Genomic DNA, 25,624 nt, shown 5'->3' on the forward strand with positions numbered 1-25,624 from the left:
CTAGCTCGCCTTATAAAACTTCAAGGTTCGCGATAAGTCCCGAAATTCAGACTCTTTCATAGAGTCGCGAAAAAGAATAAGTTGTCGAACGCTTTGTGGGCTTGAAGGATCGAGCTCTCGGTATTTTAGAGTTACCCATAAAGGCCAAGTGACGGTATCTTTTTTAACCTCAATCGCGACTTTGAGGTCTTTTTCGATGATAAACCACTGCCCTTCAAAAAATACCAGTTCAGTAATATGCTCATACAGTCGATTCAGCATCACAAGCTGCCACCAGCCCAGCAAAATAGTCACTGGCACGCCGATGAGCGCGAATGTCCAGCGCTCCTGAAGCCACCCCGCGACTATAAACAAGACAACAAAAGCGGACCACAGGATAGCAAAAACCTGACGGCTAACTTTTGGCGTTTTCAGCGCTATACGTAAATTCATATCACAGACTGATAAGGGACTATTTAGTGGTGGGTCATTTAATTTGCTTATCGACAAATTCTCGAATCGTGGCCACTATTTCGGCGAATTTAGGCTTTGGCGTCTCAAAGCCCATGATCCAAGCGTATAAATCAGGATCGGTTTCTTCTAAGAACTCCTGATAATGATGAACATCACTATCGCTGAAGTCTTTAGAATGTTGCTCAAGATACGGCAATAACACCACATCTAGCTCCAGCATGCCACGTCTGCTAGCCCACTGAAGCTTTTTATATTGTTGCTCGGTCACGTTAAAACTCTATTGTTAGAACTCTCTTGGGGACAATTATAGCCTTATAGTGAATGCTTTTGGAAATAGGACTGCAAAATCATTTGGTTTGCAGTAAAATCGGCATCGAAACACATAGATATCGTACTAACCATACGACCTTAAAGAGTCAGGGTGTTATGAACTTTACAAATCAAGATGCGATTCAGCATATTCCACAATTACAAAACATTGCCTGTGAACTTGGCGGTTTTGGCGTGATTCAGATTTCAGGTGAAGACAGCCACAAGTTGTTACAAGGTCAGCTAACTTGCGATATGGACTTGGTTACGGATGAGCAGGCGAGTCTGGGTGGTTTTTGTAGCGTAAAAGGACGCTTACACAGTGTTTTTTACATGATGAAATTTGAACAGAATTATTTAATGATCCTGCCAAAAGATAATTTACAGCATGTGCTTGAAACCCTATCAAAATATGCCGCCTTCTTCCAAACCGAGCTCATCGATGCTAGTAAGGATTATGAGCTGTGGGGGCATACGCAAAAAGCACCGGGCAACCACTCTAGCGAACAGGAAGTCCTAACCGTCAGTAACTTAGATGGCATCTATGATGTTCACCTCAACAGCCTCTTCAACGCCTCGATTTTAATCAGCCGTAAAGAGCGCGCTAGCGAGCTGGTGAATATGTTAGCTGGTACTACTCTCGCCGATAAAAATGCTTGGGATTATATTGAGCTACAAGCACATATACCGATGTTCGGCCAGGCGGCTATAGAGCACCACCTGCCTCATAATGTTGGCTTACATCAGGTCGGTGCGGTCAGCTTCACCAAAGGATGCTATACCGGACAAGAAATCGTGGCTCGAATGCACTATCGTGGCAAACTAAAAACCCACGCTGTATTGTCGTATATAGATGCTGATGTTGCCTTAGATGAGCTCAGCAAGGTGTATAACGAAGACGACAAAAACGTTGGTGAATTAATACGTTCAGCTATTTTCGATGGCAAAACCTATTGCCTTATTAGCCTTAAAGAACAGGCTCTAGAGTCATCAATATTCATTGGCGAAGATAAGCATCCAACAAAGATTCTCGATTGATATAGCTGATGCGATAAAAACAAAAAGGCGCTTTATTAAGCGCCTTTTTAGTATCTTCAACTTTGCTACTTAGCTTTAATCTACTTGCCCTCAACCTCTTTGTCCTCAAGCGCTAATTTAGCCGCTGTCAGCAATAACTCAGGTTTAATACGGACCTTATAGTTTGGGTTTACATACTGAAATTGAACCACGCCATCAGTATCCAAGATAAAAACTGCAGGTACTGGTAAAGTGCTTTTATCATCACCTGCCAAACGGGCAGTTTTGCCACCAATCGATTTTACTTTTTGGTTATATTCATCAGAAATATGAAACGCCAAACCGAACTGACGCGTGGCCTTCAACTGATAATCAGAAACTAACTCATAACCAAGCTTTCTATCCTTACTCGTTTTCTGTAAAGCGCTTGGAGTATCTGGACTAATCGCTAGTAGCTGATAGTCCATTGCCACAATATCTTCTTCAATTTCTTGAATCTGGCTTAATTGCGCATTACAGAACGGACACCAGCCGCCTCGATAAAAAAGTAGGATGGTTGGTTTTTGAGCTAGCTTTTGACGCAGACTGAAAGGCGTACCATCGCTTGAAAAAAGCGTCATTTCCGGCGCATTTTGCCCAATCAGTAGTGGTGACACATGATTCGGATCATCCACCACCTGAGTTCTGTCTAAAGCTATAGCGCCGATTGAAAGACTAGCGAGCAAGATAAAAAAGGTTAACTGTAATATTCGTTTCATAACTGCCTTAGTATTAATATTTAGTCGTAGTCATAAGAGAATTATGTGCTTAGTTTGTTACAGCCGAAACACAAAAAAGCGACTCGAGAGCCGCTTTTTTGCTTTTTTAATCTTACTGAGATTATGATTTCTGGCTATCGATCCAGCGTTTAATCTTAGTTTCCAAAATGTTCAAAGGTAGCGCACCATCTTTAAGAACCTGATAATGGAACTCTCGAACATCGAAATTATCGCCAAGCTCAGTCTCTGCCAGTGTGCGCAGTTCGCGAATTTTCAACTGACCGATTTTATAAGCTAGAGCCTGACTCGGGATTGCCATGAAACGCTCAGCTTCTGAGACACGACGAGCTTCAGCGGCAGCTGAGTTCTTTTCCATATATTCTAAGACTTCTTCACGCGTCCAACCTTTTGCGTGTAAGCCGGTATCGACCACCAAGCGGATCGCGCGCCAAAGCTCTGCACTCAAAGCACCGTAATATTGGTAAGGATCGGTATAGACGCCCATCTCTTTACCAAGCGACTCAGAATACAAGCCCCAGCCCTCAATAAAGGCAGTGGTACCACCGAATCGGCGGAAGTCTGGAATATCTTTCAGTTCTTGCTGCGTCGAAATCTGGAAGTGGTGACCTGGCACAGCTTCGTGCAAGTATAAGGACTCCACAGTCCAAGTCGGACGTGCGCTTAAGTCGTAAGTATTCACATAGAAAATACCAGGACGTGAACCGTCTGGTGCTGGACGCTGATAGGATGCGGAAGATGAAGATTGCTCACGGAAAGCTTCGACCGCACGAATTTCAAACTGCGCTTCTGGAATGACTTTGAATAGGTCTGGAGCAGTTTTATCCAGAGTTTCGCGTAAGTCCTCGTAAGCCTGCAACATATCTTCTTTCGAATCGAAAATAAACTGAGGGTCGTTTTTGGTAAACTCGAAGAATTCCTGTAGCGAACCTTCAAAGCCCACCTGCTCCATAACGCCCTTCATTTCACCATGAATACGAGCCACTTCATCAAGGCCAATTTGATGTATTTCATCAGGTGTTAAATCGGTGCTAGTGGTTTGCTTCACTTTAAACGCATACCACTCTTTGCCGTTAGGTAGAGCTACCATACCCGCAGTCTCGCGCGTTGCAGGAAGATATTCATCCTGAATAAAGTCATGCATACGGCTATACATTGGCACTACCATGGTTTTAATCGTATTCACATACTCTTTGGTAAGACGCTGCTTATCTTCTGGTGAGAAACTTTCTGGCATATTCTTGATAGGTGTATAAAACAAGCTTTGCTCAACATCATCAACGATATGCGCCTTAAGCTGTGGCAATACTTTCACCATCAGAGCTTTAGGCTGCACTACGCCATTTTCCATACCCGTTCGCATATTTTTGATTATGACATCAACGCTGTCATAAGCCTGATTTAATCGGCTTAACCAGTTTTCATAATCTTCAACCGTGTTGAACGGCTGGGCGCTTTTGCCTGAACCAAGCATGGCGAAAAAGTTGAAAGGATTATAAAACTGCTGGATTGGCTGCATATAGTCAGGATATTCAGTTCCTTCAATCGCCGCCTGTCGTTCGTTTTTAAAAATCTGATAACTTAGAAGATCTTGGCCTTCCAGTTGTGACTCATCAATTTGATTGATTTCACTAAGGTATTTCTTATGAAAAGCTAAGGCTTCTGCGCGCCCTTTTTCGGTTCCAAAGTCGCCAAGTCTGTCGTTATAGCGATGATCGCCCATAAAAGTTGCATTCAATGGGTTCATCTTTAGATTTTCTTCCCAGTAAGACTGATAAATCTTTTTCGTTTTTTCTGCTTCGCTTAATGCTTGCTCTTCGCTAGCGGCCTGCTCTGTATTTACAACTTGCTCAGCCGACGTTGTTGCCTTTGCCGCTTTGTTGGTATTTTCTTTTGATGCGTCATCGCCACAAGCCGTTAGCGCAATAGCTAAAGCCACAGCCGACAGTTGAAACTTGAAAGACTTCATAGGGACTCCTCTTGTAAACTCATCTCAATACGAACATTTAATAATAAGTTTTTTCGTATTCGTAGGGTAATTTATCTAAACGGAAACCACTATAACCCTTGCTACCATTCAAAACAAAAGCAACTAGTAACAAAATATTGCATATTTTGGTCTTTATAAAACAAAAAATGCCCCTCAACTGAGGGGCTACTTGTACACGGCTTCTTAGAGACCTAAGAGTTATAGATCTAGGAGTTATAGGTCTAAGAACTCTAGATTTAACAAACCTTCAGCATGCGGGTAAATTGAAGTGCCAGAATCTGGATCACTATCAAGTACCACTGACGAAGGGATTGTTGCGTTATCCACTAAAATCTGACGAACATTTTGCAGAGCAGAATAGTCCATTGCTTGTGGATATTTCTCTAAGACCAAAGCCGCCCCGCCCGCTACCGCTGGAGAAGCCATTGAGGTACCGCTTAGCTTAATGTTGCCGTGAGTACGGTTAAGTGACTCAATAGCGTTACCTGGCGCACCTATGGTAATAGCACCCGATGGTAATGAGCTCCAATCGTTGGCGCCATCGCCCCAGTTACTAAATTCGTTAAAGACCGCCTCTCCTGTGGAGTCGTCATAACTAACATAAGAACTGACCGCAATTGTTGAGTCGAACTTTGCAGGGCTGAATTCTGCGGCATCGGATGATGAGTTCCCCGCAGCCACCACAATAACCATGCCTTGGTGTGCCGCATTGCAATAAGCTTCTGCTACAAAGTGAGAGCCGACATAGCCATCTGCAGTACAAGTTCCTGCGTCGACTTCATCGCCACCACCTAAACTTAGATTTGCGACAGCTGGTTGCCCGTGTCCTAACATATCGAACACTGACCAGTTAAGCCCTGCTAGGATTGCTGAACCCGGGCATGAGCCCGCTGCTGTGCAAACTTTGACAGCATGAATTGTCGCTTCCGGAGCTACACCTAATGAATCGATATCGTTATCCAAAGCACCGATAGTACCGGCGACGTGAGTACCGTGCCCATTATCATCTGAATATGGGTATGGGCATAACTCAGAATCACCAGGTCTGAAGCAGAACTCAGGCGCATAGGATAGCCCCATGTTTGCTGCAATATCTTTGTGATCGGCGTCAATACCACTGTCTATAACATAAACGTGCTGCCCGGTGCCTTTGTATGAAGAATTAAGCGACCCTGTATCAGCAGGAGCTTGTGGCACAGATTGAGGCCATTCTACGAGCTTACGACGCTTCTTATAACTGTTGTAATTTTTGCTAAAGGCTGTTTTTTGCGCATCAAGCAGTTGATACTCAACATCACGATAAACAGCTTCTACATTTGGGTTATTTTGTAAGGCCGCCATCTGCTTTTCATTAACCGTTGCCGAGAAGCCATAGTAAGCATTCGCGTAAACGAATTTTGGCTGGATTCTCATTTGATTAACAAACTTGTTAACCTTACTTTTGCGCACATTAGCTTGCGCTTTGTGATAAGCCACAGGGTTCGAACTGGCCTTCATGTTGAGCTGCTTGGCGGCGCTCAAACTAAACGGAGAGTTTTGATTCTTCAGTTTTACAATAACATCGAATTCCTGCTCAGCATGAGCACTAAATGCAGCACCACTCAAGGTTGCGACAATCAAGCTGGCAGTTAACTTTTTAGTAAATCCTTGATACATAATAATTACCTCTTTGCTTGAATATGAATTATGACTTTGCCAATTTTGACAACACGTTATGGTTAAACATCAGCTGGAATTTCTCAGGGATCTCAAATTCCATTCCATTATCAAACTTAATACTGATATCTACCGGTTTTAAGTGCTGCGTGTTGTTAATAATGGTATTTAACAATGCCTTTGAGTTCTTTTGATTTTTAATATGGAACTCGACATTACTAAAGCCTGACACATTCATATCAAACGAATAAGGCTCAACACTCACTTCTCGGCCATCAAACTCAAGGCCTGTGATCGACATTTTGACTTGCTCTAAACTGCCGCCATTGGCCACTAGCTTAGATAATAAATCTGATGAGTTTTTAATCGTAGACTGAAGATCAACATTGAAAGCATCAATTTCTGTATCGCCTGCACTAATCGAGAAGATCAAACCAGGCTCGATCCAGTTACCTTCATCATCAAGCGGGAAGGAAGTATCGAAGTTAGCTAAACCACCGACATTATCTGGATCGGTGTCTACCGCTTTCCAATATTTCTTAAAAGTGCCACCAGAAAAGCCACGTGCATTTTTGAATTTATCACCATCGACAAACACACCCGGACGAGTCGGATAAGAATTATTCACTTCGTTGCGATAGGTTTGAATGACGTTTTTGAAGGAAAAATTCGGTCGTTGCCAACCAAGGTTGTTGTAACGAGCGGTATAAACATAAGTACCGTCATATTCGTCGCCGTAACCCGAAATCACCGTACTGAGGCTGTTTAAGTGGGCCTCTTTTTGAGTTTTGTGTGCAGGATGTCCTGTATAGTCGGAATAGCCACAGCCGACACCAATAAATGCTACAGATGAGATTAGTAGAGTGGGAAAAAATTTAGTCATTCCTGACCTCCATAATTATACTAATAAGTATTACCCATTGTGATTTGATAATTGTTTTTTTAGAAACAACTATGCCATGATGCTCCCTGTTAGATGCTTGTTATGAAATTGTCTCCAACAAAAAAAGCAGCACAATATTGGTCATAAACTCAGGGACAGATCAAATGAAAAAATACACACAAACCAAGTCTGTGAACTCGCTCACCTTATTTGTTTTTTTTGTGATTTGCGTCAATGCAAATGTGGCAATAGCGTCAAGCCAATTGATGCAAAAACGTATAGAAATCAACTGTCAGGGTCCTTTACAAGAGTGTCCGCTTTTGGAACAGTCTTTAGAAATCCGTCCTCAAAAGATTTATCACTATCAGCAAAAATTTCTACTAATCGAATTCGAACAAGCACTTAATTTAGAAAAAATTAGAGACTATTTTAATCAAAGCGAGACACCAAAAAGACAACAGCGCCAATTACTAAAAATGTTTTTGAGCACCCTTAACCAAAAATCTCTTAAGCATTTTCAGCCAACGCTTTCTGAACTAACTAAAAGAGAACTTATCGGTAGAGTGCAGCCTTTGGTTATCAATAACTCTGTTTTGCTTGAACTCGAGCCAAGTAACTATGAACAAGTCTTGAGGATCGTCGACTCTTCGAATGCTGATCATATAAACAAATCTAAAATCATAGAAAAAACCGCCCCATTAGCAACCCAAAGTAGCCTCCAAAGTAGTCAACAGAAGGCTAAGAAAAACGCTGCGTCGCTTAAAGACAATAGCAAGGCTTTCAGTCAACTAGTTTTTGATAAACTAGCTCAACAAAAAGCGTCTATGGATGTCACCATTGCTTTAATCGACTCAGGAGTTAGCACCCAACATCAGGAACTTCATCACCTAGGCCACTTGAAGCAATATAACCCTAAAGATAATTCTTACGAGCAAAAAGACACAGGATTTGGCCATGGCACAGGAGTGCTTAGCTTGCTTGCGTCCTCGAACCAATTTCAACGCAGTATCTCGGTACTCCCCAAGGCAAACTACCTTTCCTGCAACGGCCTTCCTTCAGGACGATATCATTATATATGGGTTGTCGCCTGCTACGACTGGTTGTTGCAACAACCCCGTGTCGATATCGCTATAAACTCATGGTTACAGCCGGAGTTACAGTGCAATGATGAACTGCTTTACTCCTTGAGGGCGCTATGGCTAGCTAATACCATCCCCGTGTTTTCCGCAGGTAACTTTGGCAAATATGAGCTAACCAGTCGTGATCCAGTCAACTTTAAACTTTTTGATGACGTTCCCCTTATCTCGGTAGGCGCCACTACGGCTGATTTTAAGCCCTATGCCGACTCTTCCTATGGTGATAATTTATGTGGGAATGGAGTAGTCTCTCCTACCATCAGCACTATTGGCACCGAGCTACTGGTTGCCCATCCGTTTAACAGAGATAGCTATCAAATCGTCAATGGCACCTCGTACTCCGTGGCTTTGGTGGCTGCCGCAATCGCTATATTGATTGAGCAGGCGCCTGAAGCACCACTTGAACTTATTGTAAAAAGTTTAATAGAGAACTCAGACACTATCGCTGAGCATCCTTTCCTACTTAAAGCCTTGAATTTACAGCGCTCTGTACGTCAGTTAAGGCAGAATAATACCCAGTTATCAATAATGGATGACTAAGGACTAACTCTCCCACTGTCCATACCAGATAGGCAGTTTATATCTGGCATAATGCACCTTTTAAATTCTATAAACGTGTTATTCAACACACAAGGTTTTCTCAATATGCAAAAATCATCCTACAGTAAGCAAGACCTGTTGGATTGTGGTCATGGCAAACTCTTTGGTGAAGGCAACGCGCGCCTACCATTGCCGCCGATGCTCATGATGGACCGAATTACCCATATCAGTGAAGAAGGCGGTGCATATAATAAAGGGCAAATTGTAGCGGAACTTGATATTGCTCCTGACCTTTGGTTTTTTGATTGCCACTTCGAGTCAGATCCCGTTATGCCGGGCTGTTTAGGCGTGGATGCTTTGTGGCAATTAACAGGTTTCTTCTTGCCTTGGAAAGGTCTTCCAGGCAAAGGGCGTGCCCTAGGTTCTGGGGAAATTAAGTTTACCGGACAAGTTCTACCAACTTCTAAGCTCGTGACTTACATCATCGACATTAAACGTGTTATTACGCGAAAATTAAAACTCGTGATCGCCGATGGCAAGATGTTAGTCGATAACAAAGAAATCTACTCGACGAAAGATTTACGTGTAGGCTTGTTCGAATCTACAGACAACTTCTAGTAGAACGCGTTAGAATAGTTTAGATAACTTAGCAAGAATTAAGTGAGTGTGATTGTGAAAAGAGTCGTAGTTACAGGTATGGGCATTGTTTCCTGCCTTGGAAATACAGTAGAAAGCGTTAAACAATCTTTGATCGATGGTAAGTCAGGCATCAAGAAAATTGACGCTTATGAAGAGCATGGCCTACGTAGTCATTTAGCTGGCAAACCGGACATCGATGTTTCAGAGCATATCGATCGCAAGAAGCTCAGGTTTATGGGTGACGCCGCAGCTTACTCCTATATCGCTATGGAACAAGCCATCGCTGATGCCAATCTCACGGAAGAATTAGTTTCGAATTACCGCACTGGTATTATTATGGGCTCTGGTGGCGCTTCACAAAAAGCGCAAGTAGAATCTATTGATATCGCCAAAGAGCGCGGCCCAAAGCGCATAGGCCCTTACGCCGTACCGAAAACCATGGGTAGTACCACTTCCGCTTGCTTAGCGACCCCTTTTAAAATAAAAGGCGTTAACTACAGTATCTCATCAGCTTGTGCCACTAGCGCTCACTGTATTGGAAACGCGCTTGAACAAATTCAGTTAGGTAAACAGGACATAATGTTCGCCGGCGGTGGCGAAGAAGAAGATTGGCGCTTAACGGTACTTTTCGACGCCATGGGTGCCCTTTCAAGCAAATATAACGATACACCTGAAACTGCTTCTCGTCCTTACGACGCGACTCGTGATGGCTTTGTTATTTCATCAGGCGGCGGTTGCTTGGTTTTAGAGGAATATGAACACGCCAAAGCACGTGGTGCGAAAATTTACGCTGAGATAACCGGTTACGGTGCGACTTCTGACGGTTACGACATGGTAGCCCCATCTGGCGAAGGCGCTGTACGTTGTATGCAGCAAGCTTTAGCCACAGCTAAACAGCCAGTTGACTATGTAAATACCCATGGCACCAGTACTCCGGTTGGCGATACTGCCGAATTATCGGCTATCACTGAAGTGTTCCCAGAAAAAGTACCTTATATTGGCTCGACTAAGTCTCTCGCGGGGCACTCATTAGGAGCAACTGGCGTTCACGAAGCAATCTACTCATTAATCATGATGGAGAACAACTTCATCGCGGCCTCAGCCAACATTAATGAACTAGACGAAAAAGCCGAGGGTTTACCGATTGTGCGTCAGCGCATGGACAACACAGAGATCAAAAGCTTCCTATCCAACAGCTTCGGCTTTGGTGGCACTAACTGCTCTCTAGTATTTGAAAAGGTTTAGGTTTGGTTAGAAACCTGTCAAGCTAAGCCAATAGGCATAACGCTTACACAGTAAAAAGCCCGCAATCGCGGGCTTTTTGTTATTTCTTGTTTTTTATATTATCGATTTTTTTCAGCTTCTCCATAAACTCGTCTTTATCGTGAGCACTCTTATAATCCAAGTTATATTTACTATGGAAATTAATACTTAACGTTACTTTATCATCGGTCAACTCAACGTTGTAACCATCCAGGTCTGAGTAAGCATTAATCCCTTTGTAGTAATGTTTATTCCCACGTTTTTCACCTAACTCAACCACTTTCTGATAGGCCCGCAAAGCCATTCGAATATCAATTTCAGAAGACATAACCACTCCTTAAAACTATTTATAATTATCCTAACGAAAAGTTTAAACAATAGATACAAAAAAGCCCGCAACGGTGCGGGCTTTGAACTTTCTTTACCAATGAAGGGAAAAACTAAGATTTTTACTCTGGACGCATATGCGGGAAAAGAAGAACGTCTCTAATACTTGGTGAGTCAGTCAACAACATCACCAAACGGTCAATACCAATACCCTCACCTGCTGTTGGCGGTAAACCATACTCTAATGCGCGTATATAATCCGCATCGAAGTGCATTGCTTCGTCGTCTCCGGCATCTTTCGCTTCAACCTGTGCTTTGAAGCGCTCAGCTTGATCTTCTGCATCGTTTAACTCAGAGAAACCATTCGCTAACTCACGACCACCGGCAAAGAACTCAAAGCGATCAGTAACAAAAGGATTATCATCATTACGGCGAGCCAAAGGCGATACTTCTGCAGGGTAAGCGGTAATAAAGGTCGGCTGAATTAATTTGTGTTCAGCGACTTCTTCAAATATTTCGATCTGAATTTTACCTAAGCCCCATGAGTCTTCAACTTTAACATTACATGCTTTAGCAACCTTCTTAGCAGACTCCAAATCATTCAACTGCTCGATAGTCACTTCTGGTAAATACTTAACAATAGCTTCTAATACGGTCATACGCTCGAAAGGCTTGCCGAAATCATAAGTCGTTTCGCCACTTTCGAAAACCGTCTTACCAAGCACTGACTCAACCGTGAAACGCAACATTTCTTCAGTTAAATCCATAAGATCATTGTAATCGGCGTAGCCCCAATAGAACTCAAGCATTGTGAACTCTGGGTTGTGGCGAGTCGATAAACCTTCGTTTCGGAAGTTACGGTTAATCTCGAACACTTTTTCGAAGCCGCCAACCACTAGGCGCTTCAAGTAAAGCTCAGGAGCAACGCGCAAGAACAAAGGCATATCCAAAGCATTGTGATGCGTTTCAAATGGCTTCGCCGTAGCGCCGCCTGGAATAACGTGCATCATTGGCGTTTCAACTTCTAAGAAGTCACGCGCTTCTAAAAATTCACGAATTGCTTTAACCACTTTCGAACGAGCGACAAAAGTTGCACGCGACTCTTGGTTAACGATTAAGTCAACATAACGCTGACGATAGCGAGTTTCTTGGTCGGACAAACCGCCCCACTTATCAGGAAGCGGACGCAATGACTTGGTTAATAAGCGAATGTCTGATGCTTTGACCGACAATTCGCCTTTATTGGTTTTAAAAACCGTACCCTCGATACCTACGATATCGCCAATATCCCAAGTTTTGAAGTCGTTATAAACGTCTTCGCCCACTTGGTCTTTGCGCACGTAAGACTGAATACGGCCAGACATATCTTGAATGGTGATAAAGCTCGCTTTACCCATGTTACGGAATAACATGATGCGACCAGCAACCTTAACCTTCTTCCCGATTTCCTCTAGCTCAGGTTTTTCCTTATCGCCAAATTCTTCGGCAATATTCGCTGCTAGGGAATCACGACGAAAGTCGTTCGGAAAGGCAACCCCCTGTTTTCGTTTCTCCGCCAACTTCTCTTTACGTAATGTAATTTGTTCGTTGACGTCGACCACTGGGGTTTCTTGATTGCTCATTTTTTCTCTACACCTCAAGTTAATTACTTTCTTTATTAAAACAAGTACCTTTTCACGGTACGAAAACTCACATCATTTTCTGTGAATATATATTCTTTTACTCAATATAACCGTCACGAGCGAAGCAAAGACAAGGCATATTGTAAGCGAAAAGCGGAGCTTACCATGTAGGTAAGTGAGCATTTGCAGCTACAATATAACGCAGTATTTGCAAGCGCAGTAGGTTATACGCCGGCCTTTAAGGATGCCTCAATAAAGCCATCCAAATCACCGTCCAATACAGACTGCGTACTACTCGACTCGTAGCCGGTACGCAAATCTTTAATTCTCGACTGATCCAAGACATAGGATCGAATCTGGCTTCCCCATCCGATATCTGACTTGGAGTCTTCTAGCGCCTGCTGCTCTTCACGCTGCTTTTGCATCTCTAGCTCATAGAGCTTGGCTTTCATCATTTTCATCGCTTCAGCACGATTTTTGTGCTGTGAGCGGTCGTTCTGACATTGAACCACAATTCCGGTTGGAATGTGAGTCAGGCGAATCGCTGAATCCGTTTTGTTGACGTGCTGACCACCGGCACCACTGGCGCGATAAGTGTCCACACGTAAGTCCGCCGGATTAACTTCAATATCGAGATCATCATCAACTTCTGGATAAGCGAAGACAGATGCAAAGGATGTATGGCGACGATTACCTGAGTCGAATGGCGACTTTCGGACTAAACGATGAACGCCGGTTTCGGTGCGCAACCAACCGTAGGCATATTCGCCTTCGACCTTAATAGTGGCACTTTTAATACCAGCCACATCGCCGTCAGACTCTTCGGTGACTTCGACTTTGAAGCCTCGACTTTCTGCCCAGCGAAGGTACATACGTAATAAAATACTTGCCCAGTCTTGTGCTTCGGTGCCACCGGAACCTGCCTGGATATCAACATAAGCGTTGTTTTCATCCATCTCGCCAGAGAACATACGTCTGAACTCTAGTTTGGCCAGCATTTTCTCTAAGCCATCGACTTCTTCTTCAAGCATTTCGACACTATCGGTGTCGTCTTCTTCTGCCGCAATTTCGAGTAAATCTGAATTATCGGCAATGCCCTGCTCTAGCTTGATGATGGTATTGACCACCGATTCTAATTTAGCGCGCTCTTGACCCAACGCTTGGGCTCGCTCCTGATCGTTCCAAACGTCAGGTTGCTCTAATTCTTTCGTGACTTCTTCTAGACGCTCTTGCTTAGCATCAAAGTCAAAGATACCCCCTAAGCGTAACCACACGCTCAGACATATCTTTAAGGTGTTCTCTAATTGGATTAACTTCTAACATAAATCCCCAAAAGCATTAATTCGTGGCATTTTCGCGCCATTTCTATGCAAAAGGGGCATATTTTAACCAATCACAGCGGTACTGCATAGCCATAAACCAAATCATATAACTAAAATCACAATAAATATTAGACGTAAGGTGGAAATAATGGAATTTAAAGGATAAGTCCTAGGCTTGGATATTTAGCTAAGACACGGTAACAACGCCAGCAAGGGACCTTCTTGCCCACAACTTAGATAAAGCTCATTAGCTAAGTGCTTAGGCGGCAAATTGAAATTTTAAGGATGGAGTTTACTAAAATTGCATTACAGGAAAAAACTGAGCCAAACTGATCGTAAACTCCCGAAATTAAAAGCTATAGACTAAACTTAGGCTAGGCAAATCATAAATTCGGGAAAGGAGTTTACTTTAGTAAATGACTTGAAAGAATTTTTGATTTAACACCGCCTAAGTAACGGATATAGGTTTTAACGACGTTTAGGTGTCCAAGCCCACAGCATTCCGCACCCAATCGGCTCTTTTCCCTCACTATCCGTAACCGTAACCGCGACTTCAACTTCGCCTTTCTCTAAAGTCAGGATATCTTTTATCTGCCCTTCAGTAAGATGAGCTTTCGCTACCAAGTCACCCTTGGCGCGCTTTAAAAAGTCTACTTTAAGCGTTTTTATTACAGGTACTTTATCATCTGGAACATTCATCCCAACCACCATTCCTGTCGCTGTTTCGGCGATTAGAGCCATGCCTGCAGCATGTATAGTACCAATATGGTTTTGCACCTTTTTGCGGTTTTTCAAGCGGAATTCTGAGCGTTGCTTGTTGAGCTCCAAAACTTCAACTTTAGCCGTTCCTACGAGCTTTACGGTTTTCCTTAGGGCAAAGTTTAAAAGTGGCTTTCTTAAAAAGGCCGGATACCCTTGTATTTTCTTGACTAAACGCGCTAACCGATTATCACTACTCATGATTTTCTTTTGAACCTCTAACCTTTTCAATAACCACATCAATGTGGCTGCAAAACTGGACTGACCAGACAATCATGGCACAACTCAGATTATGTGTAAAAAGATATTTCAGAGTGATTTTGCCGGTATTTTTTGTGGTAATGTTAGTTTTACCTAAAAATACAGACATAAGTCTCTTTGGATAGTGGGAAATCAGATGACCAAAATAACAATCTTAAGCCTGAGCATCGCATTAGCGCTAAGCGGGTGCTCGGATAATGATGAAACAAAAACTAATGTAGCTAAAGCGACTGAACAACAGGCCAGCACTAGCGAGTCTAAGGCTAGTGAGTCTGAATCAGCTAATATGACGGCAGAACAGGCTTCTAAAAAGTTAAACGAGCTATTCGCTCAGAACTTCGAGGAAAGCTTAGCCCTAAACCCCATCCAAGCCACAGCTATTGGCGATAGTCGCTTTAATGATCAGCTGCCAAATTTCCTATCGCCAGAATTCCGCAAAAAGTCCCATGATTTCACTGTTAAGTGGTTGGAAAAAGTAAAAGAAATCGATCGTGACTTATTAACTGGTCAAGATCGACTGAGCTATGACGTATTTATTTATCAATCCGAGATGGCACTTGAGGGCGAAGAGTTCCCAGGACATTTGATTCCAATTAATCAGTCGAGCAATATCGCTAACTTCTTTGCACAGCTGGGCTCAGGACAAAGCTTACAGCCTTTTAATACGGTTGAGGATTATGATAATTGGTTAAAGCGTGTTGAAGGTGGTCAGGCGATCATTGAGCAAAGCATCATTAACATGAATCAGGGCATCGAAAACAATGTGGTGCAACCAAAGGCTTTAATGGAAAAAGTAATTCCACAGCTAGCAGCACATCTGGTCGACAACCCGAAAGACAGTGTTTTTTATCAGCCCGTTGCTAACATGCCCGAAAGTTTTAGCGAGGAAAACAAGGCACGAATTACTGCTGAGTACGAAAAAGCAATCACTCAAAACATTATTCCAACCTATAAAAAACTGCATGATTACATTAAGGATGATTACTTAAAGCACGCTCGCGATACCTTTGGCTTAAGTGAACAGCCGAATGGTAAAGCTTGGTACGACTATCAACTAAAAACCTACACCACCACCGACTTAACGGCTGATGAGATTCACCAGTTTGGTCTGAATGAAGTTGCTCGTATTCGTTCTGAAATGGAGCAGGTGATGAAGGATGTTGAGTTTGAGGGCTCTTTGGAAGACTGGTTCGGGTATGTACAAAGCAACCCTGAGTTCTATTACGATAACGAAGAAGATCTGCTACAAGGCTACCGAGACCTGCAAGCTAAAGTAAACAAGCTGTTGCCGAAAATGTTTAATATTCAGCCTAAGTCTGATTATGAAGTTCGAGCAGTTGAAGCCTTCCGTGCAGAGTCGTCAGCTGGCGCATCTTATATGCCAGGAAGCCCTGATGGCTCGCGTCCTGGCGTGTTTTACGTGAATACATTTAATCTAAAAGGCCAACCTAAATACGGCATGGAAACCTTGTCGATTCATGAAGCAGCACCTGGCCACCATTTCCAAATTTCGTTACAGCAAGAAGTTGAAGGGTTGCCAATGTTTCGTCGCTTTGGTGGCTTAAGCGTATTCTCAGAGGGCTGGGCACTGTACGCAGAATCGATTGGTAAAGAGATGGGGATGTTTACCGATCCAATGCAATATTACGGCCGTTTAAGTGATGAAATGTTACGCGCGATGCGCTTAGTGGTAGATACTGGCCTTCACGCCAAAGGCTGGTCGCGCCAAAAAGCAATCGATTACATGATGGCGAACTCCTCGATGGCCGATACCGACGTAATTTCTGAGGTTGAGCGTTATATCGCATGGCCAGGTCAAGCAGTGTCTTACAAGGTCGGTCAGCGCGAAATTAGCCGTTTACGCGCAGAAGCCGAAGAGAAGCTTGGTAATAAATTTGATATTCGTGAATTTCATACCCAAGTGTTAATTGATGGCGCTTTGCCTATGCCAGTTTTGAAATCTAAAATCCGCGAGTGGATTGATTCAAAACTGAGTTCGTAAGTGCTGAGTTCTTCAAATTTAGAAACTTGAAAAGGAGCCTTTTGGCTCCTTTTTATAAAGTTCTACAGCTCTATAAGTTCTTTAAATTTCTAACCAGACAACCGTAAGCCACTTCATCCTGCCAGCGGTCTTCAAACTTGAAGTGCTCTTTAAAATAAGCCTCACGGGTCATACCAAAGTGCTCCATTAGTTTCCAAGAAGCAATATTTCTTGGCTCACAATACGCTATAATTTTATGACACGGCCAATCACGTACAATAATCCTAAGCAGTTCTCTTACTGCTTCAGTCCCGTAGCCTTGACCATGATAATCGCGGTTAAACTTGTAACCAATTTCGATATGACCATGGCGCTTATCTCGATAACGAAAACCGATATCTCCAATAAGCTTTTGCTCAGACTTTAGTACTACAGCAGCGCCCATCCAGCGCCCTTCTTCGCCAGTCCAGTCACCGAAGTGATTCATGAAAACCTCATGTGCATCCTTTCGATTGGATACAGGCATAATATATTGCATGACGTTAAGGTCCATGGCGTACTCGCAATAATCCTCAAAGTCACTTTCTTTAAGTGGCCTTAACAGCAATCTTGCTGTATCAATAGTTTCTTTCATTGAGCGCTATCCTGATATTTCGACAAATTGCTTTAACAAAGGGAAGTATAATGCCGTTCTTATGGGTCTAGCATCAACTTTCTGCACTAGCTGTTGGTATTGTTTTAGCTGCGGACTATAGCGCTCAATCTCAGCTTGAATAAATTGCTCCAGATCTGAGCCCTGATGGTCACCCGTTTTATAATCAACAATCCAGCGAGTTCCCTGCTCATCGACAAAACTACGATCGATGATAAAGTTTCGCACCGATGTCTTTCCAGCCAAGTCTGTGACAGCTCCAGTCAGCTCCCACTCACACTTTGCGTCTTGGTGTTGCTTGAGTAACCACTGTCCTTTGTCATCTGTCTGCACATTAAGTAAAGCCTGCTTAGCTTTGTTAAACCCAAGTGTAATTTCCTCTTCTGAATCCAGTAGCTCTGTAAGCTGATGTTTAACAGTTTGGAAGTTAGTCTCAATAAGGCGTTCAAAGCTAGTACGCTCTAATGCGATAAGCTCTAGCTGCTTGTGCACGACAAGACCAACCACACGCGCTGTATCACTCGCCCAATCAAAGTCTAGATTTTCTTGCACTAGTGATTCTTGTTCAGAAGACTCTTGCGCTAAAGTCTCTAGCTGGATTCTTGATAATTGATTTTCAATCTTGGGTAACTGCTGATTAGTCTTTAAGCGATACCAACCCGTATCAAGTGTCTGCGACTTATCGCTTTGTGAGCTTGTCTCAAGGGTTTCGATAACCGAATTGAACTCTCTTTCGATGACATTTTCATAATGCGGCTTTAAATAGTGCAGCAATGAACGCTTGTCGATCGAGCTATATGACCACTCAGACTTTTCTTCATCAAATTTTAATTTAAGTTCACAACTAAGAATTAATCGTTTCTTGGCTCGGGTCGCTGCCACATATAATAGTCGAGCATCTTCGAAAACTGCTTTTTTACTTTGAATATCCCGGGCCAATTGATAAATCGGTTCTTTCTGCTCGGCGGCTTGAATTGGCGCTAATAGATAGCCCGTTCTATCCTCTGCGGTAAACTCTTCCCACAATAGTAATTGGTGGTCATCGGCCCTCTTTTGTCTTTGCAACGACGGCAGTATCACTGTATCGAATTCTAGCCCTTTCGATTTGTGCATGGTCATTATTTCGACCTGTGCTGAATCCGCTTGCTGATCAGCAAACAATTCACTCACCGCTGTACCAATTCGCTCAACCGTCAAAGGCCATTCTTGTTGCTCTAACTCCAAGAGTAACTCAAACACGGCGTAAACATCTCTAAGCTCAGACTGTTCTAGCAAGCTACTCGGGCCACCTAAGGCAAGCCACACTGACTCAAGGAGTTGGCTGAGTGGCTTACGGCCGCTATTAGCGATAGCTGGTGTGATGACTTCACTGACGAGCCCTAGTCGAGTTTTGGCTTCTGCACTCAAAGCTTCGACAGAACTAAACTGTTCAAGCCAAGTCCAGAATTGGTGACCGAATGCTTGGTGTAAATGTGTTAGATCGGATAGCTCAAGCCCCACCAATGGCGATTTAAAGAAGCCTACCCAAGCAATCGAGTCCTGCGGATGCAGCAATAATCGACACAACAACATCAAGTCATTAACACAAGATTTGTGGGTCAAATACTCCATGTCTTTTGCGTAATAGCTTATGCCAGAAGCTCTTAGCTCAGACATGAGCTCTTGGGCATGGCTTCGCCCTCTGACTAAAACTGCGATAGACTCATCGGGATGCTTGCGCGTGATTTGGAATATTTCTTGTGCTAACTTTTCAGCTTCGTTTTGTTCTGCCTGATCGAAGTTGGTCAAGAACTTAACGAAGTGATCATCGTGATCTGGCTTCATGGCTTCGGCTTTGCTATAACTCACGGCTCCTAACAAAGCATCATCATTAGCAGGAAATATTTTATCGAAACGTCGGTTGACCCAATCAATAATAGAAGGTGAAGAGCGGAAGTTAGCCGTTAACTGCAATGGCGTCACGGGGAAACCGTTAATACCTTCCTGCTGAGTTTTAATGAATAAGCCCACATTGGCTTCACGGAATCGATAAATAGACTGCATCGGATCGCCGACTAAAAATAATGTTCGACCTTCATCGGGTTGCCAGCCTGCAATCAACTTACTCAGCAACTGGTACTGAGTAAAAGAGGTATCTTGGAACTCGTCCACTAAAAGATGAGATATCTGGTAATCTAGTTTTAACGCAAGTTCACTCGGCTCATCAAAATACCCCAGTGCTCTGTCGGCCGCTAAGGCAATTTCGATGAAGTCAGCTTCGGCGTTCGACTGGAAATCAACCGTTAACTCAACCGACACTAAGCGTAGTAAGTGCAATAAAGAATAAAGAATTTCCTGTTGTTCGTGGCTATACACCGCTTTTGGAAGCGACATGACATCAACCAATGACTCTGCAAAATCAGGGACTTCAGCCCAATCGGCAAACAGTTCTTTAAGTTCCGCTTTCAGCGCTTTACCGACTTTTTTGTCTTCGCCCTCTAAATCACCATCTGCTACGAGACCGATTTTTTTATTGAGTTGCTTTTTAAAAGTCCCTGATTTGGTTAAACAGAAAGAGGCAATGGCTTTCCACTGCTCTAAATTCTGATAATCCAAACTTGGTAACTGCTGAACCTCCTTCAAAGGTGCCAGCTCGTGATCAGCATCTAAAAATCCTGAGGCGAAGTGAATGGCACTGAGTAAGGAACTGTTTTCGAGTTTTGATTGAAAGTTCGATAAACGCTCTAGACGCATCTGGGCAATTTGGTTGATACCATCTTCAAGAATGTCTATATCAAGCTCGCCCGCACCCAATAAACGCAGCCACTGATCTCGCTTACCGAGCATTTGCGCTAACAGTCCAATTAATTTCTCGACCTGATTATCGAGGTGAGCGAGCAGCTTTAAAATATGTGGCCCGTAATCCTTATCATCGAGATAATTTAAAATCGACTCTGCGGCTCTTTGATAGGACTCTTGCGAATAATTGGTGATCGACAGCGAGCCACCAAGACTACTCAGCACCGGCATCTGATTCGCAATCATGCTCGATAAAGAGTCAATAGTGGTAATACGCAGACGATGGCTATTCTGCAGTAGGTGCCATTCATGCTCCGCATCTCTTTCTAAAACTTGACGCGCGAGTTGCCAAGTCACTTTTTCGTGGGCTTGCTGTGGCTCTTCGCCTTGCGCAAAAAGTAGCGACTCAACCAGTCGGTGTCGCATTTCTGCGGCAGCTTTGCGCGTAAAGGTAATCGCGATAACTTCTTCAGGGTTTTCAACCGTGGTCAACAGATTCAGAATCCGCTGAGTCAATAAACTGGTTTTACCCGCACCTGCCGGCGCCTGCACAATAAAAGATTCGTCAGCTTTTATGGCCTGGCTTCTGACAGCCTGATCTGGAGGCAATAGATTACTCATGGTCCTTACCTCCGTTAATCAAGGCTTCTAAACTTTCACCACGCTCTGACCAACGACTTATCGCTAAATGATCTGAAAAGTCACCGCTGTATTCCGTAATGTCTGCGTGCCCATGTTTAAAGCTCTCAGCGATATCTTCGAGTATTTGTTTCCACTCTTTGATAGCATCAGCAAAATCATCTGAATAAGGGTTAGCTTTAATATCGTGCAATGCTTTTACACCATCTAACATATCGTTTTCTGAGGTAATACCAATGTATTTACACGCTTTTAGATGCGCTTGCATAAAGACGATTCCCGCTACTTCCTTAAGCTCGTTACTATTACCTGAGTCAGAATCTTGAACAGCTGCCTGCTCCGAAATGGCGTAAAGCAATAACTGCGGTTCGCCGATGGGATCGCGCAGTAATGACATCAAGGTTGGTTGCCCTGTTTTATAATCAATAATCAATAAGCGACCATCACTGAGCTTATCAATTCGGTCGATAATGATTCTAAATTTAAGGCCTGCGAGCTCGACTTCACGAGGTACCTCGGTGCCTATAACCGTGAAAGGCTCGCGCTTTTTATCTAACTCTAACGACTCGATGACTAATGCCTCTAAGCGCTTCGCTTCCACATCCATAAACGCCGTGTTCTGCAATAAGAAAATATGTTTGGCAGCTTCCCCCAGCACAAATTGAGTAGTTTGTTTGACCAAGCCCTCTAGCGCGTTACCAGATAACTCAAGTAGTGCACTTTGGGTTTCTAAGCGCGTCCAAATGATCTGCATCGCTTTATGGAATAAGTTACCGCGATCCATAAATGAAACCCCGAGTCCATCTTCTTCAAAGGCCTGTAGTTCAAGTCGGTATCGTAAATAGGCATCGAAAGGTGACGCAGCCTGCATCCGCAGCAAACCAGTTCCGCCTTTTACGGCATAATGCTCGCCTACGGTTAGTCCTTTGTCATCCCGATAATACTCAAGAGCATCGCTAGTTGGCCATTCGTTTAACGTAGTGGGCAACTGTGACTCAAGTGTTTGTTTATGAACAGAATGATTGGGCAATAGTGTTTTCAGCAAAGGACTCATTATTTGCTCTTGCTCACCATCGTATTCTGCAAAACTGATCACCAACTCAGGATTTGCCAACAAGGACTGAATCAGTGAATGTGCGTATTCAACTTCTCGGTTATGCGATGAACCTGGTAAGTCAAACTTTCGGTGTATAGCTTTCGAGATAAAAGGGTTTGGCGTGGCTTTTTGTGGCAATACTTGATCGGTTGCTCCAACCAACCACACCGCATCAAAGGTAATGCCAATGGCTTCGAGCATCCCCATGATTTGCAACGGTGCTTTAGGTTGTTGCTGGTGGAAAGTTTGCTGCTCTAAATGTTCTTTTAGGAGACTTATCGCTTTAGCAAAGGTAATCTTTCCGGCCAATACTTTTTGCAAACTCTGCGCCGATTTAATGGCTTCGATAAAGGTTTGTTGAACTTGATATTCGCGACTTGAGATCGAATGATACCCTGTCCAATGAACTTCTGCTAACAGGCTCAGAACTACAGCAATATGTGACTTGAAATCTTGTTTTGCGGACAACGTCTCTGTGTTTTCTTTTCGCCATTCGTCGATAAAGGTGAGCCAAGGGAGTTTTACTTGATGGTGACGGCTTAGCTTTAATAATTCCTCTATGGAGTAGTAAGCCTTGGTGGACTTTCTAATAACCAGCTCAAACTGTGTCGCCTGCCAGTGTAGCTCCTGCTCTTTGTATAAATAAGGCGATAGCAATAAATGCTGCAACTGCTTTTTACTCAGGCTTTGGTGGCTTAATGCTAGCCAGTCAGCGACCACAGCTACGAGCGGTTGGTTAAGCAGCGATTCGTCAATCGAGAAATCATGTAGCGGCTGCGTCAGCTCTTTCCCCTCGGCTAAATCGCCAGCGTAGAATTCACGATAAATCAGACGCTCAATATAAGGCTTCTTCTGCTCAAGCTCAGGAACGACAATAGCGATGGCCTGATTCGAGTTTTCGAGCAGCTTCTGTTTGGCCCAGCGCACCGCTGCGATTAATTCTTGTGAAGGATCAGGAAGAGAACATAATTCCACATGCCCTTGCTCGGTAGATGTTTCAAGCGCCCAGTCGAGAACGTTCTTTGAAGTTTTTAATTGCCCGATTAGCGCAGTCTGCTGCGGCGTTGGCTGCTGGAAGCCGTACGTAATAATAGTGTTAGGTAGCTGTTCAATGAATGATGTTAGTGTTTTTGCAAGATAGTTCGCTTGTTGATGAGCTTCAATCCATCCGTGGCTTTGTAAGTCTTTAGTAAACGTCGAAAACCACTCGGCAAAGGATTCCTGATCTTGGTCTCCAGGCATTGCTTCGAGATTTTCAATTTGCCACTGTTGGCACACGCGCCATGCATCAAAGCTTAAATTCTGCGTTTGTTTACGATTTAATAAGGGCTCAACGACGTCGGACTTAGCCACCATTTGTTGCCACAGGTGTCGCCCCTGATTGGCGCTCAGCCGGATCGGCGTATCAAGTCCAGATTCCTGAGCTAACTCCCAGCAATAATTAATAAAAGCATTCCACGGCATGATCTTAAGGCTTGGCCAAACGTCGCGACCTTGGGCAATCTGTTGCGCCGCATATTCGTCACGCAAATAGCGCGACTGTCGTCTACTCGCTGTAATAATTAATGACTGCTCTGCGTCAATCGAGCTGAAATCCATGATATTCCTTAATTTTTCTTTATTATTATTGGCAATTGACCAGTAAGCGCCCTCGATGCTTATTATCGATAAGCTCGTCGAAATAAGGCGACACATCTTTTAGCGCGATTTCTTTACTCAAGATTTTCTCGAAGTCTGGTAAAGGCGACTCGTTACCGAATTGATTCCAAAGCTTTTCTCTAAGCTCCATGGGGCAATTAGTCGAGCTAACGCCAAGCAGACTGACCCCCCTTAAAATTAAAGGAATCACGGTGGCATTCAGCTTCGGGCTTTGCGCTAAACCAATACAGGCAATATTTCCCCATAGATCGATATTAGCCATCAACTTACTTAATGTTTCGCCACCAATATTATCAATCAAACCGCCATAAAGCCCTTTAGCCATAGGCTTATCGCTCAACTCCATCTCACTTAAAGTTTTCACCTCAGTAGCGCCCAAGTCTTTTAAATAGTCGTGCATTGACTGTTGGCTGGTAACCGCTATGGTCTCGTAGCCCTTTTTGCTCAGCAAATTAATCGCAAAACTACCGACACCACCACTCGCCCCGGTCACTACAATTGGGCCTTTATCTGGCGTCTGACCATTAACTTCCATGCGATGAATAGCAAGTGCCGCGGTAAAGCCTGCGGTGCCTATAATCATCGACTCGCGACCAGAATAATGCTCAGGCTGCTTCATCACAAACCCGCTATCGACACGCGCATATTCGGCTAGGCCGCCATCAAAGCTTTCACCAAGGCCACAACCATTAACTAAAACGGCGTCGCCTACATTTAGTTTTTCACTCGAAGACTCAACGACCGTGCCGGCTAAATCTATTCCTGCATTTAATGGAAAGGATTTCAAAATGGCGCCACGACCACTCGCCGCTAACGCATCTTTATAGTTAATGCTCGAATAATCCACTTTAATTAAGGTATCACCAGCACTTAATTCATCAGTCTCCATCTGAACTAGTTGGTGTTTGATTTCGGCTTCTTTAAATACTCGACAGGCTAAAAAAGACACTTTGACTCCTTTTTTATTAATATTACTCAACCTAACTTGTCATTCTACCAATTCAATAACTCTATACAGCAATCCTAAACAAGAATGTTTCTAAAGGTCAGATTGATTCTAGGTTGTGTAATCTTGGGTTCTTTAGGAACTTGATGCAACCAATGTTGTTGCATAGCACCTTTCATGACCAATAGACTACCAGAGTTGAGCGTCATTTTGTGTCTCAAACTGGGGTTTGTTTTATGTTTTAAATGAAATGCTCGGGGCTGACCAAGACTGAGCGAAGCGATAACTGGCTCGTCACCTAATTCTTTCTCATCATCAGCATGCCAGCCCATACTGTCCTGACCATTACGGTAAAGGTTACATAAGACACTATTAAAAGGCGTGCCCAGCTCGGCTTCTAAGTTTTGCTTAATCTGATACAGCTCATCAATCCACGGCAAAGGCTCATGCAATTTTCCTGAATAGCGGTATGGAGTCCCTGAATCACCATACCAAGCCACTAGTCGCGGTACTTTACGCTTTTTGCCAGCGATCCAGAGACTTTCCTCAGCCCATTGTATTTTGTGCTCCAGGGCCACATAAAGCATAGTCGCATCGTTCTGAGCAATAAAACTCGGCTGAAACAACAATCTAGCCTTATCAAGACTATCGTCAACATCATTACCAAGCTCAATATGCTCCTTCTCGGAAGTTAAGCATAAATCAAATTGCTGCATAGGTTACTCACTTTAATGTTGCCGTCATGCCCCAAACTGTACAAATATCAATCTACACAGCCCGAAAATCACCGATTTTTCTTGCTTTCAGCGGTCTCATCGCTAAACTAATCGGGTTAGTTTTGAGACGAAATGGCGCGAAAGCGGTTCTCAAAGCCCTATAACTACTAAAAATAGATTCACAATATTAGCATTAATTCACTA

General features: G+C 43.5%; 20 protein-coding genes. 5 read left to right on the plus strand and 15 right to left on the minus strand.

The features are described from left to right. Nucleotides 1–432, minus strand: coding sequence for a protein YgfX (locus DL796_RS07295; RefSeq protein WP_110201049.1), 432 nt, complete (start codon nt 430–432; stop codon nt 1–3). A 34-nt stretch (nt 433–466) separates the two neighbouring features. Beyond that, a complete protein-coding gene (locus DL796_RS07300) occupies nt 467–721 on the minus strand; it encodes an FAD assembly factor SdhE (protein WP_110201050.1) in 255 nt (84 codons plus the stop codon). Between the two features lie 158 nt (nt 722–879). Between DL796_RS07300 and ygfZ the strand changes: the two genes are divergently transcribed. Next, nucleotides 880–1,800: a CAF17-like 4Fe-4S cluster assembly/insertion protein YgfZ gene (ygfZ, locus tag DL796_RS07305; RefSeq protein WP_110201051.1), complete on the plus strand. Its 921-nt coding sequence runs from the start codon at nt 880–882 to the stop codon at nt 1,798–1,800. An 80-nt stretch (nt 1,801–1,880) separates the two neighbouring features. Here the strand turns inward: ygfZ and DL796_RS07310 are convergent, their stop codons facing one another. The 4 genes from DL796_RS07310 to DL796_RS07325 all read right to left on the minus strand — a co-directional run bounded on the left by DL796_RS07310 (nt 1,881) and on the right by DL796_RS07325 (nt 7,084). Continuing rightward, complete coding sequence (locus DL796_RS07310) at nt 1,881–2,537, minus strand: peroxiredoxin-like family protein (RefSeq protein ID WP_110201052.1); 657 nt, start codon at nt 2,535–2,537, stop codon at nt 1,881–1,883. A gap of 121 nt (nt 2,538–2,658) precedes the next feature. Further along, complete coding sequence (locus tag DL796_RS07315) at nt 2,659–4,524, minus strand: DUF885 domain-containing protein (RefSeq protein WP_110201053.1); 1,866 nt, start codon at nt 4,522–4,524, stop codon at nt 2,659–2,661. A 234-nt stretch (nt 4,525–4,758) separates the two neighbouring features. Beyond that, nucleotides 4,759–6,201, minus strand: a complete 1,443-nt coding sequence (locus tag DL796_RS07320) for a S8 family serine peptidase (protein WP_110201054.1) — start codon at nt 6,199–6,201, stop codon at nt 4,759–4,761. Nucleotides 6,202–6,229: 28 nt separating this feature from the next. After that, the gene (locus tag DL796_RS07325) at nt 6,230–7,084 is read right to left on the minus strand and encodes a hypothetical protein (RefSeq protein WP_110201055.1); all 855 of its coding nucleotides are present in this window, start codon (nt 7,082–7,084) and stop codon (nt 6,230–6,232) included. Nucleotides 7,085–7,350: 266 nt separating this feature from the next. Here DL796_RS07325 and DL796_RS07330 point away from each other — a divergent pair, with 266 nt between their 5' ends. From DL796_RS07330 to fabB, 3 genes are all read left to right on the plus strand, one after another. Then, nucleotides 7,351–8,760, plus strand: coding sequence for a S8 family peptidase (locus DL796_RS07330; RefSeq protein ID WP_170114231.1), 1,410 nt, complete (start codon nt 7,351–7,353; stop codon nt 8,758–8,760). Nucleotides 8,761–8,865: 105 nt separating this feature from the next. Next, complete coding sequence (gene fabA / locus DL796_RS07335) at nt 8,866–9,378, plus strand: bifunctional 3-hydroxydecanoyl-ACP dehydratase/trans-2-decenoyl-ACP isomerase (RefSeq protein ID WP_110201057.1); 513 nt, start codon at nt 8,866–8,868, stop codon at nt 9,376–9,378. A gap of 54 nt (nt 9,379–9,432) precedes the next feature. Beyond that, entirely contained in the window at nt 9,433–10,644 is a 1,212-nt protein-coding gene (gene fabB / locus DL796_RS07340) for a beta-ketoacyl-ACP synthase I (RefSeq protein WP_110201352.1), read from the plus strand. A gap of 79 nt (nt 10,645–10,723) precedes the next feature. Here the strand turns inward: fabB and DL796_RS07345 are convergent, their stop codons facing one another. The 4 genes from DL796_RS07345 to DL796_RS07360 form a co-directional block, all read right to left on the minus strand. Then, nucleotides 10,724–10,990 carry a DUF3081 family protein gene (locus tag DL796_RS07345; protein ID WP_110201058.1) on the minus strand — a complete coding sequence of 89 codons (267 nt, stop codon included), beginning with the start codon at nt 10,988–10,990 and terminating at the stop codon, nt 10,724–10,726. A gap of 121 nt (nt 10,991–11,111) precedes the next feature. Next, complete coding sequence (gene lysS, locus DL796_RS07350) at nt 11,112–12,611, minus strand: lysine--tRNA ligase (protein ID WP_110201059.1); 1,500 nt, start codon at nt 12,609–12,611, stop codon at nt 11,112–11,114. A 224-nt stretch (nt 12,612–12,835) separates the two neighbouring features. Then, nucleotides 12,836–13,934, minus strand: a protein-coding gene (gene prfB / locus DL796_RS07355; protein ID WP_110201060.1) for a peptide chain release factor 2 whose coding sequence is annotated in 2 segments (ribosomal slippage) — nt 12,836–13,858 and nt 13,860–13,934 — 1,098 coding nt in all. Because the reading frame shifts where the segments join, the coding sequence is not laid out codon by codon here. A 467-nt stretch (nt 13,935–14,401) separates the two neighbouring features. After that, a complete protein-coding gene (locus DL796_RS07360; protein ID WP_110201061.1) occupies nt 14,402–14,893 on the minus strand; it encodes a DUF4442 domain-containing protein in 492 nt (163 codons plus the stop codon). A 196-nt stretch (nt 14,894–15,089) separates the two neighbouring features. On the opposite strand from DL796_RS07360, the gene DL796_RS07365 reads away from it, so the two are divergent. Further along, nucleotides 15,090–16,955: a DUF885 domain-containing protein gene (locus DL796_RS07365; RefSeq protein ID WP_110201062.1), complete on the plus strand. Its 1,866-nt coding sequence runs from the start codon at nt 15,090–15,092 to the stop codon at nt 16,953–16,955. A gap of 70 nt (nt 16,956–17,025) precedes the next feature. On the opposite strand, the gene DL796_RS07370 is transcribed toward DL796_RS07365, so the two are convergent. The 5 genes from DL796_RS07370 to DL796_RS07390 form a co-directional block, all read right to left on the minus strand. Further along, entirely contained in the window at nt 17,026–17,568 is a 543-nt protein-coding gene (locus DL796_RS07370) for a GNAT family N-acetyltransferase (protein WP_110201063.1), read from the minus strand. Between the two features lie 6 nt (nt 17,569–17,574). Beyond that, the gene (locus DL796_RS07375; RefSeq protein ID WP_110201064.1) at nt 17,575–20,985 is read right to left on the minus strand and encodes a UvrD-helicase domain-containing protein; all 3,411 of its coding nucleotides are present in this window, start codon (nt 20,983–20,985) and stop codon (nt 17,575–17,577) included. Next, nucleotides 20,978–23,698, minus strand: coding sequence for a PD-(D/E)XK nuclease family protein (locus tag DL796_RS07380; protein WP_170114232.1), 2,721 nt, complete (start codon nt 23,696–23,698; stop codon nt 20,978–20,980). Before DL796_RS07380 ends, DL796_RS07375 begins: the two co-directional genes overlap by 8 nt. 25 nt (nt 23,699–23,723) lie before the next feature. Next, entirely contained in the window at nt 23,724–24,707 is a 984-nt protein-coding gene (locus DL796_RS07385) for a YhdH/YhfP family quinone oxidoreductase (protein WP_110201066.1), read from the minus strand. Nucleotides 24,708–24,781: 74 nt separating this feature from the next. Further along, on the minus strand, nt 24,782–25,420 hold the full coding sequence (locus DL796_RS07390) for an alpha-ketoglutarate-dependent dioxygenase AlkB family protein (protein ID WP_110201067.1): 639 nt from the start codon (nt 25,418–25,420) through the stop codon (nt 24,782–24,784). Nucleotides 25,421–25,624: the final 204 nt, after the last annotated feature.

This window comes from Kangiella spongicola (genome assembly GCF_003194565.2).
Taxonomy (GTDB): Bacteria; Pseudomonadota; Gammaproteobacteria; order Enterobacterales; family Kangiellaceae; genus Kangiella; species Kangiella spongicola.